Genomic DNA, 12,770 nt, shown 5'->3' with positions numbered 1-12,770 from the left:
GTCCCGCGTCCTCTTTTCGCGCATTCGCCTGGTTAGGACCTTTTCTCCGATGTTCGCCGTTCCTGAGAACAGCGTCGTGCTGTCTGAGAACTCCGCGTTGCTGCACCCCGTTCGAGTGGCTCTGTCGTGGGCTGCCGACCGCGACCGCTGGAAGCATCTGCTCCGGTACGACCCGGAGGAGCGCTTCTCGGCGTTGGTCGACAAGACCGCCGACCAGGAGATCTGGCTGATGAGCTGGCTCCCCGGTCAGACCGCGTCGCTGCACGACCACGACCACACCTCGGGTGCGTTCACCGTGGTCAGCGGCCTGCTGACCGAGGTCGTCACCACCAAGATCCAGGTCGTGCACTCACTGCACGCCGGTCAGTCGCGCGTGTGGGGGCCCGGTTACGTGCACCAGGTGCGCAACGACGGTGTGGATCCGGCCGTGTCGATCCACGTCTACCGCCACGGCACCCGCGCGATGACCTCGTACCGCTACGACCCGGTCAACGGCCCCGTTCGGTGACGTGCGGCGGGATGGCCTTGTCCGTCTCGTGCGGCACAGGCGCACCCCACGTCGTGACGAGCGGCATGTGCCCGGCCCACACGAGGTTCGCTTCGAGGTCCGACGGCTCCTCGCCCGGCCCGCCCTCGCGCACCTTCACACTCGCCTCGGTCAGGTCGATCTCCAGCGCGGCCGTCTGCGCGAGCTCCTTCTTGGACGGCTGGCGCGCGTAGTCCCAGCTGCCCGGCGTGACGTGCTCGACGATCGTGCGCAGGGCGTGCGCGGGGTCCTCGGCGATCTTCGCGGTGCCGTGGACGATCGCGGACCGGTAGTTCATCGAGTGGTGGAACACCGACCGCGAGTAGACGACGCCGTCCACGAGCGTGACCGCGACGCAAACCTGCTTGCCCTCCAGCATGCTCCTGATGGACCGTGAGCCCGTCGAGCCGTGCAGGAAGATGCGGTTGCCGTCCCGTCCGTACGCGGTGGGGATGAGGAACGGCGCCCCGTCGACCTCCACCGCGAGGTGGCACACGAGGCCCGCGTCGAGGATGTCGTAGAGCACCTGACGGTCCTCGACGGCTCGCTTCTTGCCGCGGACTACGGTGCTGCGCGGGGTGGGGGAGAGCTGCACGTCAGTGGTCATGGTTTCCACTGTGCGCCGGGAAGTGGCATCATTGAAGCGCCATTTTCCGTCGATTTGAGAAGGCCACTTTGGCAGAGACCGCGCTTCCCGTGGCGCTGGACCGCGAGTCCGCCGAACCGCTCGCCGTCCAGCTGGCCGACGCACTGCGTTCCGCCGCGTCGGAGGGCCGTCTGCGTGCGGGTGACCGGTTGCCGTCCACACGCGCGTTGGCCGACTCGCTCGGAGTGTCCCGCACGGTCACCGCCGCCGCCTACGAACAGCTGCACGCGGAGGGCTGGATCGCCGGTCGGCACGGCTCCGGCACCTACGTCACCACGACGCCGCCCGGCCCGTTGCGCAAACGTTCGCGCAAGCCCGTCGCGCCCGTCATCACCGACTTCGTGGACCTCGGCACCGGCGCGCCCTGGGCCGGTGGCCTCGACCGCGCGGCCTGGCGCCGGGCCTGGCGTGCGGGTGCGGACGCGCCGCCGCTGTCCCGCCCCGAACGCGCGGGCCTGCCCGAGTACCGCGAGGCCATCGCCGAACACCTGCTGCGCCACCGAGGCCTGGCCGTCAACGCCGACCCCGTGCTCGCGACCGGCGGCACCACCGCCGTGCTGACCGAGATCGCCGTCGCGGTGCTGAAGCGCGGCGACGCGGTGGCCGTCGAGGAACCCGGCTACCAACGGGCGGTGGGCGTCTTCCGCGCCAACGGTCTGAAGGTCGTCCAGGCCGCCGTCGACGCCGAGGGCCTGCTCCCGGAGGCAGTACCGGCGGGCGTGAAGGCCGTCTACTGCTCGCCCGCCCACCAGTACCCGCTGGGCGGCCGCATGTCGGCGGCACGGAGGGTCGCGCTGGTCGAAAGGGCCCGGCGCGACGGCTGGCTCGTCATCGAGGACGACTACGACGGCGAACTCAGGTACGACGTGGCGCCGCTGCCGTCGCTGGCCGCGCTGGCCCCCGACGTCGTGGTCCACCTCGGCACCACGAGCAAGATCCTCACGCCGACCTTGGGCGCGGGCTGGATGGTCGCCCCCGAGCACATCGCCACGACCGTCCTCGAACACCGCGACCTGACCGGCACCAGCCCGGCGGCCGCGGGACAGCGGGTCGTCGTCGAACTGGCGCGCATGGGCGACCTCGGCCGGCACCTGCGCAAGCTCCGCCGAGAGCTGTCCGAACGACGTGCGCTCATCACCGACACGTTCGCCGACGCCGGCATCGACGTGCTCGGCGACGACGCGGGCGCGCACGTCGTGGTACTGCTGTCCAGCGCCGAGCAGGAGCGCGAGCTGATGCGGCAGGCACTCGAACGCGGCCTGCGGGTCGACGGCCTGGCCAGGCACTACGTGAACCGGCCCAAGCTGCACGGGCTCGTCATCGGGTACAGCGCGTGCTCACGGGAGCAGCTGGTGAGCGCTCTGCCGGTGCTGACGGAGCTGCTCAGAAGGACCGGCTGACCACGACCACCTCGCGGTCGGTGACGAAGCCGAGCTGCTCGTTCACCCTGATCATGTGGGAGTTCGACGCGTCCGTGCCGGTGTCGACGCGTTCGAGCGCGGGCCGGTCCGCGACCAGCCACCGCAGCATGTGCGCCTTGACCACGCGGCTCAACATCCGGTCGCGCGGCGATGGGCCCGTGGCCCCGGTGCGCGGGCGTGACCATCGTGCTTCCCCAGCGCGTGTGGGCCGAGTCGCCGGGGTGCAGCGGCACGTCGGTCAGCGCGATCACGAGACCGGTGGCTTCCTCGACCGCGACGACGACGCGTTGCTCGACACCGTCGGCGCGTGCCTCGGCCTCCTCGGCCCGCACCACCTCCGGCGTCCACTCCGGTGCCCGCACCGCGGATTCCGTGGCCGGCGCGTCGTGGATCGACTGCCGGGTCGCGGCCACCGACGCCAGCAGGTGCTCCGGCGTTGCACCGATCCACTGCTCCAGCCGGTATCCGCGTGGTGCGTCCAGCTCCCAGGAAGCCGGATCGGCGACGGCGACCGTCAGCAGCTGGATCACCCTGGACGCGGCCACGTGGAACCCGCGTGCCACCGCCCAGTGCTCGCCCGCGCTGCCCTTGACCACACCCCAGCTCTCGAACGTGTCCCGGCCACGATCGCGCAACTCCGGCAGCAACCGCTCCAGCAGCGCGGTGCCGATGCCCTGCCTGCGGTGATCCGGGCGCACCGTGATCGGGCCGATCGCCAGCCGTGCGTTCACGCCACCGAGCAGACCCACGGAGGTGATGCCGACGCCCTCGCCGTCGCGGCGGGCGATCAGGCGGATCACCTCACCGAAGTCCGGGTTCGCCTCCCGCAGTGACGCGATGATCCGCTCCCTGCTCGACCCGGGATGAGCCGCGATCCGCACGTCGGCGTAGGCGCGGAGTTCGGCGGCGTCCTCCAGGTCGAGCGGTTTGATCTCCAGCACGCGGCCGAGGCTAACTGGCGGGTAGGCACAATCGCCCAAACGGGTAGGGTCGCCCGCATGACGCAGCGCAAGACAAGGGTGGCCGTGGTCTTCGGTGGCCGCAGCTCCGAGCACGAGGTCTCCTGCCAGTCCGCCAAGAGCGTCCTGCCCCACCTGGACGCGGACCGGTTCGAGGTGGTGCCGATCGGCATCACGCCGCAGGGACAGTGGGCACTCGGCACGGACCCGAGCGCGCTGGAGCCGGGCGCAGGCAACCTCCCGACGCTGCGCAACCAGACCGTGGTCGCGATCGAGCCCGGCCACGCCCTGAAGGACGTCGACGTCGTCTTCCCGCTGCTGCACGGTGCGTGGGGTGAGGACGGCACGATCCAGGGCCTGCTCGAACTCGGCGGCCTTCCTTACGTCGGGCCCGGTGTGTTCGCGAGCGCCGCCATCATGGACAAGGTCTTCGCCAAGAAGATCCTCCAGGCCGAGGGCATCAACGTCGGCAAGTTCGTCGCCCTCGACCGCGCCGCCACGACGCTGACGCTCGACGAGCGCGAGCACCTCGGTCTGCCGGTGTTCGTGAAGCCGTCACGCGCGGGGTCGTCCGTCGGCATCTCCAAGGTGAGCGACTGGGACGACCTCGACGCCGCCATCTTCGAGGCGCGCCAGCACGACCCCAAGGTCATCATCGAGGCCGCCGTGGTGAACCCCCGCGAGATCGAGCTCGCGGTGCTGGAGTTCCCGGACGGCCGGATCGAGGCCTCGCTGCCCGCCGAGCTGCGCCCGGTCGGTGACGGCGCCGACTGGTACGACTTCGAGGCCAAGTACGTCAACGACTCCTACGAGGCCGACATCCCGGCGAAGCTCGACGACGACATCACCGCGCAGCTGCGCGAGCTGGCCGTCACCGCGTTCAAGGCGCTCGACTGCCAGGGTCTGTCCAGGGTGGACTTCTTCCTCACCGAGCAGAACGAGCTGATCGTCAACGAGCTCAACACCATGCCCGGCTTCACGCCGATCTCCATGTACCCCAAGGCGTGGGACGCGACGGGCATCGACTTCACGACGCTGCTGACCACGCTGATCGAGACGGCGATCGCCCGCGGAAGCGGCCTGCGCTAGTTAGGGCGAGGTCTTGACCGGCTGCTTCGGCAGGAGGTCGCGCACGGTGGTGGAGATGTCCTGCAACGGTCCGGTGCCCGCGTCGGCGGGCACCGTCAGCGCCACGTACACGCCGCGGTCCACGATCACCCAGGTGGAGCTGTCCGAGCCGGGCAGCTCCAGCCACTGCACGTCGGAGATCACCCGCAGCTGCGAGGTCGCCGACAGCTCGGTCGGCCGCGGCAGGCCGCACCGCAGCACCACCGGATCGTGTTTGGCGTCACCCCACGCGACCGTGGCGGGGGGAGCGGGCGCGGCGATCTCCCGGCGCGACAGCATGTCCTTCCCGGACGGCAGCCCCACCGGCAGCTTCTCGACCAGGGAAGCGCATTCCGGACTGCCGGCGGACGGAGCGTCGATCGAGACCAGCGCGAGGGGGCCCGTGCGACCGGGCACGTCCTCCGTCTGGTTTCCCGTGCCCAGCACTAGACCGAGCCCGGCGACACCGATGGCGAGCAGCACAGCGAGCCCGACCGCCGCGAGCAGCGGCCGGGACAGCGCCGACGTGGATTCCTGCTGAGTCACCCGGTTATGACAACACGGGCTAGAGATGCACCACCGGGCAGGTCAACGTCCGGGTGATGCCTTCGACGTTCTGGATGCGCGCGACCACGAGCTGGCCGAGCTGGTCGACGGTCTCCGCTTCGGCGCGCACGATGACGTCGTAAGGACCGGTGACGTCTTCTGCGGTGGCTACCCCGGCGATCCCGGAGATCTCGGAGGCGACTGCGGCGGCCTTGCCGACCTCGGTCTGGATGAGGATGTATGCATGCACCACGGCGTGCCCCTTCGTCGCGACAGGTTGGGTCGAGGTAGGAACGTGTCACGCAACGTACCCCAGTTGGGGTTCCGAATGCTCAGATTGGGAGGCAACTTTGCGTCCGGAGCCGCCGCGCGACGCGGAGACGGTCGCCGATGTGGGTGAGTTCAACCTCATCCACCGGGTGACGACCGGTCGGGCGCAGCCGGAGACGACCATCCTCGGTCCGGGTGACGACGCGGCCGTCGTCGCCGTCCCGGACGGACGGGTCGTGGCCTCGATGGACGTCCTCGTCGAGGGTGTCCACTTCAGACTGGACTGGTCCAGTCCCGAGCAGGTGGGCCGAAAAGCGGCCGCCGTGAACCTCGCCGACGTCGTCGCGATGGGAGCACTGCCGTCCGCTCTGCTCGTCGGTTTCGCCTGTCCCGCGGACACGCCCGCGTCGGTCGTCGAGGGGATCATGGCGGGGCTGTGGGACGAGGCGGCGAAGGCCGGGGCGGGCATCGTCGGAGGCGACATGGTCAGCTCCGCCACGCTCGTGATCTCGATCACCGCCATGGGCGACATGAACGGACTCGAGCCGATCACGAGGTCTGGAGCACTCGTGGGGGACGTGGTGGCGGTCACCGGAAGGCTCGGCTGGGCCGCCGCGGGACTCGCCGTGCTCGGCCGCGGATTCCGTTCCCCGGTCGGCATCGTGAACGCCCAGCGCACCCCGGAGCCGCCGTACGAGGAGGGACCCAGGGCCGCCGAGGCCGGCGCCACGTCGATGATCGACGTCTCGGACGGACTGCTGCAGGACCTGGGGCACATCGCGGACTCCTCGGGCGTGGCGATCGACATCCGCACCGAACTGCTGCCGTTGCACCCGCGCCTGCTCGACGTCGCGTCGGCGCTCGGCGGGGACGCGCGGCACTGGGCGCTGACCGGAGGCGAGGACCACGCCCTCGCGGCGACGTTCCCCGGCCCCAAGGCGGTGCCGCCCGGCTGGACGACCATCGGCACGGTCCGCGCCGGCGAAGGTGTGACGGTCGACGGCAGGAACTACGAAAAACCTCCTGGCTGGGAGCATTGGCGTGCGTAGAATTCAATCCGTGGAACTATGCACGCGGCCGTATGACCATCCGGACTCGGTCAAGATGATCGCCGACCTCCAGCAGGTCTACGTCGAGCGCTACGGCGACGTCGACGTCACGCCCGTCGATCCGGCGCAGTTCGCCGCGCCGCTCGGCTACTTCGTCATCGGCTACCTGGACGACGTGCCCGTCGCCTGCGGCGGCTGGCGCGTGAACGACGAGCTGGAGGGCGCCGCCGAGATCAAGCGGATGTACGTCGTCGACTCCGCACGTGGCCAGGGCTTCTCACGGCTCGTGCTCGCCAATCTGGAAGTCACCGCGCGCGAGGCGGGCCTGCGCCGCATGGTGCTGGAGACCGGGTTGCGCCAGCCCGAGGCGATCGCCCTGTACACGTCCAGCGGATACGAGCGGATCGACAACTTCGGCGTGTACCGCGACCACCCGGAGAGCCGCTGCTTCGGGAAGTCGTTGTAGGTTCGGGCGCATGGCCATCTATGCACTGGGGGACTACACGCCGCAGATCCACCCGGAGGCGTACGTGCACCCGGACGCGACGGTGATCGGCGACGTGCGCATCGGCGCGTTCTCCTCGGTGTGGCCACAAGCCGTGCTGCGCGGCGACTACGGGCGCATCGTCGTGGACGAGCGCACCTCGATCCAGGACGGCACGGTCATCCACTGCACCGAGGTCCACCCGGTGCACATCGGATCATCGTGCGTCATCGGCCACAACGTGCACATCGAGGGCGCGACGGTCGCGGACGACTGCCTGATCGCCTCGGGTTCGGTGGTGCTCAACGGCTCCATCGTGGAGAAGGGCGCGATCGTCGGCGCCGGCGCGGTGGTCTCGTTCGACGGCCACGTCCGCGAACGCACGATGGTGCTGGGAGTTCCTGCTCGCGAACGTGCCGGACACGTTGTGCCGGAACAGGCCTGGGCGTTCATCGTCGAGAAGTACGTGCAGAACATCGCTTTGTACCGGGAGAAGCTCCGTCGGCTCGATTGAGTGAGATAGGGTTCACAGCCGTGGCTCGTCCCCTCAACGAAGTTGTCGAAGCCGGTTGGGCTGAAGCTCTCGCCCCCGTTGCTGACCAGATCGCCGCCATGGGTGAGTTCCTGCGCGAGGAGGTCGCCGCCGGTCGCACCTACCTGCCCGCGGGCGAGAACGTGCTGCGTGCTTTCCAGCAGCCGTTCCACCAGGTGAAGGTGCTGATCGTCGGCCAGGACCCGTACCCGACGCCCGGCCACGCGGTCGGCCTGTCGTTCTCGGTGGCCCCCGACGTGCGGCCCATCCCCAAGTCGCTCATCAACATCTACAAGGAGTACGCCGAGGACCTCGGGTACCCGCTGCCGTCCAACGGCGACCTGACGCCGTGGTCCGAGCGCGGTGTCCTGCTGCTCAACAGGGCGCTGACCGTGCAGCCCGGCAAGGCGAACTCCCACCAGGGCAAGGGCTGGGAGAAGGTGACGGAGCAGGCGATCAAGGCGCTCGCCGCCCGTGACGCACCTCTTGTCTCGATCCTGTGGGGCCGCAACGCGCGCAACCTGCGCCCGTTGCTCGAACCGTTGCCCGCCATCGAGTCCGCGCACCCGTCGCCGTTGTCGGCGCACTCCGGGTTCTTCGGGTCGAAGCCGTTCAGCCGCGCCAACGAACTGCTCGAGAAGCAGGGCGCCGACCCGATCGACTGGAAGCTCCCGTAGTTCCGCAGGCAAGACGTGATCTGAGGTTGACGGCCGCGGGAGCGGCCGTCTCCGAATTCGGCAACTCGTTGTCGTTGCTCGTGTTGCTGTTCTGGGCGACACCGATCAGCCCGTTGCTGGTCGCCGCCGTCCTGGTCGCCGAACTGCTTCCGCTCGTCCTGGGTGCGCCGCTGGCCGGCGCGCTCGTCGACCGGCTGCCCAACCGCCGTCTGCTGATCGCAGCACTGCTCGTCCAGGGTGCCGCGATCGCCGCCATCGCACCGTTGATGAGCGACCCGGTGCTCGTGGTTGCGCTGGTGTTCGCGTCCGGCTGCGGCCGGGGGATCGCCCAGCCCGCGATCTCCGCTCTCGTGCCTCACATCGCGGGCGAGGAGCAGGCCACCCGTGGCTACGCGCTGCTCGGCACCGCCCGCAGTGTCGGCAACATCGCCGGGCTCACCGGTGGCGCGCTGCTGGCCGGCTTCTTCGGTCATCCCGCCGCGATGCTGATCGACGGCATGACCTTCCTGCTCTACGCGGCACTGCTGGTGTTCGTGCGGTCGGAACGCAGGCCCTCCGGTGAGCGCAGCACGCGTCCCAGCGCGTCCGCCGGCATCCGGCACGTCCGGCGTGATCCCGTCCTGTTCGCGGCGATCATCGGGCTGGCGTTCGTCGCCGGCACGGTCGTGGTGATCAACGTGGCCGATCCCGCGTTCGTGCGTTACGTGCTGCACGGCGACGAGTTCGTGCTGGGCGCGATGCACGCGTGCTGGATGGCCGGGATCCTGCTCGGAAACCGGCTGACGGCGCGGCTTCGGACCGTGTCCGAGGTCGCCTACGCGCTCGCGGCCTCCGGGATCGTCACCGGCGTCGCGGTGCTGATCCCGGCGACGTTCCCGGTCGTCGCGGCCGCCGGCGTCGGCTGGCTCATCGGCGGTGTCATGAACGGCGTCGGCAACGTGACGATGAACGCCATCGTGCGGTTGCGCACTCCTGAGGAGATCCGTGGGCGTGCGTTCGCCGCGGTCTTGTCGATGGTGATCGGGGCGAACCTGCTCGGGACGGCCGCCGCAGGCGGGTTGTTGCTGTTCATCGGGCCTCGGGCGGTGTTCGCGCTAGGCGGCATCGGGGCGTTGCTCAGTGGCGTCGCCTGCCTGGTGTTCGTGCGCCGTGCCCTGAAACGCGAAGAGAGCCCGGCCGTGGCCGAGCTCTCTTCGAACTGAAAACGATCTGTGGCGGTGATCAGCCGCGCACGACCTTGCCGGCCTTCAGGCAAGACGTGCACACGTTGATCCGCTGGCGCTGCGAGGCCGAGACCTTCGCGCGCACAGACTGGATGTTCGGGTTCCAGCGGCGGTTCGTCTTCCGCTGGGAGTGCGAAACCGAATGGCCGAAGCCCGGCCCCTTGCCACAGACGTCGCACACGGCAGCCACGTCAGCCACTCCTTCAGGTTCCTCAAGCGGTAAGTCTCGCGTCCCGGTGGGCGCGCAAGCGTGCACAAGCCTCAACCGGGCACGGCAACTCAATGAGGGTAGCCGGTGGCCTCACCCGCGACCAAACCGGGTGGATACTCTCGCCGCCATGCAGGTCATGGATGCGGTCGCGGTGCGCAGATGGGCAGACGCCTGCGTGCGGTCGTTGGACGCCAATCGGGAGTCGATCGACCAGATCAACGTCTTCCCCGTCCCGGATGGTGACACAGGCACGAACCTGCTGCACACGATGCAGTCGGCGCTCGACGCGCTGCTGCGCTCGCCCATGTCGACGGTGGGGGACGCGCTGTCGGCGCTCGCCCGCGGCGCGCTGGCCGGGGCGCGCGGGAACTCCGGCGTGATCCTGTCCCAGGTGCTCAGGGGACTGGCGGAGACCGTGCAGGAGGTGTCGCTGGTCACCGGCACCGCCCTGCGCAAGGGGCTGCATCGGGCCGATGAGCTGGCCACCGCCGCTGTGTCCAAGCCAGTCGCCGGCACCGTTCTGACGGTGCTGCACGCGGCGTCCGAGGCCGCCCGTGACTGCGAGTCGGACGAACTGGACGACGTGGTGATGGCGGCGTCGCGCGCGGGTGCCGTCGCACTGGCCGACACGCCCCGTCAGCTCGCCGTGCTGGCCAAGGCCGGGGTGGTCGACGCGGGCGGGCGAGGGCTCGTTGTGTTGTTGGACACACTGGCTGCGGTGATCACCGGCCAGACCGTGGAAACACCGGTGGACGCGCCCTTGCTGCCGCGCACGCCGGAGTCGCTGACGACCGAACGCGAGAGCGGGTCGTCGGAGTTCGAGTACGAGGTCATGTACCTGCTCGACGGCACCTCGGAGGAGTCGGTCGCCGAGCTGCGCGCCACGTTGAACGGGCTGGGCGACTGCGTGTCGGTGGTGGGCGACGGCGTCTCGCTGTGGACCGTGCACGTGCACTGCAACGACATCGGTGCTGCGGTCGAGGCAGGTGTGCGCGCGGGGCGTCCGCACCGCATCACCGTGGCGCGGTTCGCCGATCAGATCGCCGCGCAGGCTTCACGGTTCGTGCGTGACCGGGCCATCGTGGTGGTGGTGAGCGGTGCCGTGGACCTGTTCCGCGCGGAGGGTGCCACGGTGTTCGACCTCGCTTCTTCCTCGGCGACGCCCACGGACCTGTTGTCGGCCATCGTGTCGACGCGCGCGCGTCACGTCGCGGTGCTGCCGGGTGATCCGGACCTCCGCGAGGCCTTGGACGAGGCCGTGGCGTACGCACAAGCCGCAGGGCAGGACGTAGTGGTGGTGCCGACGTTCTCGCCCGTGCAGGCACTCGCGGCGCTGGCAGTGCACGACTCTTCTAGGCGCGCGGGTGACGACGTTGTCGCCATGGCCGAGGCCGCCGCCGCCACGCGTCGAGGCGAACTCTCGATCGCCGCCGACGAGGCCCTCACGTGGGTGGGCCGCTGCCAGCCGGGCGATCTGCTGGGCATGCTGGACGGCGAGGTCGTGCTGATCGAACCGGGCCCCGCGGCCCCGGAGTCGTTGATGGACCTGTCCTGCCGGCTGGTCGACCGCATGCTGGCGGGCGGCGGCGAGCTCGTGACGGTGATCCTGGGCGCGGACGCACCCGAAGGCCTGGCCGAAGTGCTGGAGGACCACGTGCGGGTCACCCATCCGGAGGTCGAGGTGATGGCGTATCCGGGCGGACAGCCGGACGCGGTCATTTTTGTCGGTGTCGAGTAGTTCAATAGGGCGCGATGATCTCCTTCGACGACAAGCTGCAGCCGTTGCTCGGCAAGAAGTCCGCCGACGCACTGGAGACCGGCCTCGGCCTCACGACGGTCGGCGACCTGCTGCGCCACTACCCGCGCCGGTACGACGAGCGCGGGAAGCTGACCGACATCAGGTCGCTCGAAATCGACGAGCACGTCACGGTGCAGGCCGAGGTCCGCAAGTGCCAGAAGCGCCAGATGAAGGCGCGTCGCGGCCAGATGACGGAGGCCGTGATCACCGACGGCACCTCCGAACTGCACCTGGTGTTCTTCGGCAAGCCGGCGTTCGTCGCCGAGCAGGAACTGCTGCCGGGCACGCGCGCGCTGTTCGCCGGCAAGGTGGGCCGCTACCGGCAGAACCTGCAGCTGGTGCACCCGGCGTTCGAGGTCCTCACCGCGGAGCAGGACGGGTCGTCGTTCCTGCAGGCGTTCCTGCCCGTCTACCCGGCGTCGCAGCACATCAACACGTGGAACATCGCGAACTGCGTGAAACAGCTCCTGGAGATCTGGGACGGCGTGCCGGAGGACCCGCTGCCCGCCGACTTCCGCTCCGAGCAGGGCCTGATCGGCCTGGAGGACGCGCTGCGGGCGATCCACCGGCCGGACAGCTGGGCGCAGATCGCGGTGGCGCAGCAACGCCTGAAGTGGGACGAGGCGCTGGCGGTGCAGCTCGCCCTCGCCCAGCGCCGCAAGGCTTCCACCGCCCGCCCGGCGCCTGCCTGCGCGCGCCGGTCCGGCGGCATTCTCGACGCGTTCGACGCCCGGCTGCCGTTCACGCTGACGGCGGGCCAGGTGGAGGTCGGCGAGCAGGTCGCGTCCGACCTGGAGTCCACCGTGCCGATGAACCGGCTCCTGCAGGGAGAGGTCGGTAGCGGTAAGGCACAACCGCTCGACTCGCTCGTCCTCACGCCGACCGGCTTCATCAAGATGGGCGACGTTCGGGTCGATGACGAGGTGATCGCGCCCAGCGGCGAGATCACCGTTGTGACCGGGGTCTTTCCCCAAGGCGAGCGAGATGTCTACCGCGTAACGCTTTCTGATGGGCGCAGCGTGGAGTCTGATCTCGAGCACTTGTGGGCAGTGAACACGACTGTGCGCCGGCACCGGGGAAACCCGCTCAAGGTGTTGACGTTGCGTGAGATCCGCGACGACCTGACAACGGCCAACGGGGCGTCGAAGTGGCACCTGCCCGTGGTGGAAGCACCTGAGCTGGACTGTCTGACTGAACGGCCGCTGGACCCGTACGCGCTGGGACTCCTGATCGGAGACGGTTCTCTGCTCAACGGCAGGGTCATGTTCACCAGCGCTGATCCAGAACTGCTCGTGGAGCTGATGGCGGCACTTCCGAAGGG

Annotated in this window: 14 protein-coding genes and 1 pseudogene; 10 read left to right on the top strand and 5 right to left on the bottom strand. The window is 69.6% G+C overall.

The genetic code is table 11. The annotated features are described in order from the left end of the window. Positions 1-49: 49 nt before the first annotated feature. On the top strand, positions 50-508 hold the full coding sequence (locus tag SK571_RS03350) for a cysteine dioxygenase (protein ID WP_319982501.1): 459 nt from the start codon (positions 50-52) through the stop codon (positions 506-508). Here SK571_RS03350 and SK571_RS03345 read toward each other — a convergent pair. Continuing rightward, positions 489-1,133 carry a pyridoxamine 5'-phosphate oxidase family protein gene (locus tag SK571_RS03345; RefSeq protein WP_319982500.1) on the bottom strand — a complete coding sequence of 215 codons (645 nt, stop codon included), beginning with the start codon at positions 1,131-1,133 and terminating at the stop codon, positions 489-491. The two genes, SK571_RS03350 and SK571_RS03345, sit on opposite strands and share 20 nt — an antisense overlap. A 68-nt stretch (positions 1,134-1,201) precedes the next feature. Between SK571_RS03345 and pdxR the strand changes: the two genes are divergently transcribed. Beyond that, entirely contained in the window at positions 1,202-2,572 is a 1,371-nt protein-coding gene (pdxR, locus tag SK571_RS03340) for a MocR-like pyridoxine biosynthesis transcription factor PdxR (protein ID WP_319982499.1), read from the top strand. Here the strand turns inward: pdxR and SK571_RS03335 are convergent. Beyond that, a complete protein-coding gene (locus SK571_RS03335) occupies positions 2,458-3,534 on the bottom strand; it encodes a GNAT family N-acetyltransferase (RefSeq protein WP_319982498.1) in 1,077 nt (358 codons plus the stop codon). The two genes, pdxR and SK571_RS03335, sit on opposite strands and share 115 nt — an antisense overlap. A 57-nt stretch (positions 3,535-3,591) precedes the next feature. On the opposite strand from SK571_RS03335, the gene SK571_RS03330 reads away from it, so the two are divergent. Further along, on the top strand, positions 3,592-4,641 hold the full coding sequence (locus SK571_RS03330) for a D-alanine--D-alanine ligase family protein (protein WP_319982497.1): 1,050 nt from the start codon (positions 3,592-3,594) through the stop codon (positions 4,639-4,641). Here the strand turns inward: SK571_RS03330 and SK571_RS03325 are convergent, their stop codons facing one another. Continuing rightward, positions 4,642-5,205, bottom strand: a complete 564-nt coding sequence (locus SK571_RS03325) for a DUF3515 domain-containing protein (protein WP_319982496.1) — start codon at positions 5,203-5,205, stop codon at positions 4,642-4,644. A 19-nt stretch (positions 5,206-5,224) separates the two neighbouring features. After that, on the bottom strand, positions 5,225-5,458 hold the full coding sequence (locus SK571_RS03320; RefSeq protein ID WP_030467939.1) for an Lrp/AsnC ligand binding domain-containing protein: 234 nt from the start codon (positions 5,456-5,458) through the stop codon (positions 5,225-5,227). Positions 5,459-5,555: 97 nt separating this feature from the next. Here SK571_RS03320 and SK571_RS03315 point away from each other — a divergent pair, with 97 nt between their 5' ends. Genes SK571_RS03315 through SK571_RS03295 form a run of 5 tightly spaced genes read left to right on the top strand, consistent with a single transcriptional unit; the run spans position 5,556 to position 9,419 of the window. Next, positions 5,556-6,524, top strand: a complete 969-nt coding sequence (locus tag SK571_RS03315; RefSeq protein ID WP_319982495.1) for a thiamine-phosphate kinase — start codon at positions 5,556-5,558, stop codon at positions 6,522-6,524. A gap of 10 nt (positions 6,525-6,534) precedes the next feature. Beyond that, positions 6,535-6,990 (top strand): GNAT family N-acetyltransferase, encoded by a 456-nt coding sequence (locus tag SK571_RS03310; protein WP_406601928.1) that lies wholly within the window; start codon positions 6,535-6,537, stop codon positions 6,988-6,990. Positions 6,991-7,000: 10 nt separating this feature from the next. After that, complete coding sequence (locus SK571_RS03305) at positions 7,001-7,522, top strand: gamma carbonic anhydrase family protein (protein ID WP_189153847.1); 522 nt, start codon at positions 7,001-7,003, stop codon at positions 7,520-7,522. A 20-nt stretch (positions 7,523-7,542) separates the two neighbouring features. Next, the gene (locus tag SK571_RS03300) at positions 7,543-8,217 is read left to right on the top strand and encodes a uracil-DNA glycosylase (protein WP_319982494.1); all 675 of its coding nucleotides are present in this window, start codon (positions 7,543-7,545) and stop codon (positions 8,215-8,217) included. 26 nt (positions 8,218-8,243) lie between these two features. Beyond that, on the top strand, positions 8,244-9,419 hold the full coding sequence (locus tag SK571_RS03295) for an MFS transporter (protein ID WP_319982493.1): 1,176 nt from the start codon (positions 8,244-8,246) through the stop codon (positions 9,417-9,419). A gap of 19 nt (positions 9,420-9,438) precedes the next feature. Here the strand turns inward: SK571_RS03295 and rpmB are convergent, their stop codons facing one another. Next, on the bottom strand, positions 9,439-9,630 hold the full coding sequence (gene rpmB / locus SK571_RS03290) for a 50S ribosomal protein L28 (protein WP_030467945.1): 192 nt from the start codon (positions 9,628-9,630) through the stop codon (positions 9,439-9,441). A 148-nt stretch (positions 9,631-9,778) separates the two neighbouring features. Between rpmB and SK571_RS03285 the strand changes: the two genes are divergently transcribed. Continuing rightward, positions 9,779-11,389: a DAK2 domain-containing protein gene (locus tag SK571_RS03285; protein WP_319982492.1), complete on the top strand. Its 1,611-nt coding sequence runs from the start codon at positions 9,779-9,781 to the stop codon at positions 11,387-11,389. 14 nt (positions 11,390-11,403) lie between these two features. Next, a pseudogene (locus SK571_RS03280) lies at positions 11,404-11,901 on the top strand (OB-fold nucleic acid binding domain-containing protein); the annotation flags it as partial. Between the last annotated feature and the right edge of the window lie 869 nt (positions 11,902-12,770).

Origin of the sequence: Lentzea kristufekii, from assembly GCF_033949925.1 — a bacterium.
GTDB classification, from domain to species: Bacteria; Actinomycetota; Actinomycetes; order Mycobacteriales; family Pseudonocardiaceae; genus Lentzea; species Lentzea kristufekii.
The sequence above is the reverse complement of the archived record's forward strand: the minus strand, read 5'-3'. Positions and strand labels throughout refer to the sequence as shown.

Bases quoted from the DNA above. Each gene is read 5' to 3' on its own strand.
- SK571_RS03345 (WP_319982500.1), bottom strand. From the start codon at position 1,133: ATGACCACTGACGTGCAGCTCTCCCCCACCCCGCGCAGCACCGTAGTC.
- SK571_RS03350 (WP_319982501.1), top strand. From the start codon at position 50: ATGTTCGCCGTTCCTGAGAACAGCGTCGTGCTGTCTGAGAACTCCGCG.
- SK571_RS03285 (WP_319982492.1), top strand. From the start codon at position 9,779: ATGCAGGTCATGGATGCGGTCGCGGTGCGCAGATGGGCAGACGCCTGC.
- SK571_RS03330 (WP_319982497.1), top strand. From the start codon at position 3,592: ATGACGCAGCGCAAGACAAGGGTGGCCGTGGTCTTCGGTGGCCGCAGC.
- SK571_RS03305 (WP_189153847.1), top strand. From the start codon at position 7,001: ATGGCCATCTATGCACTGGGGGACTACACGCCGCAGATCCACCCGGAG.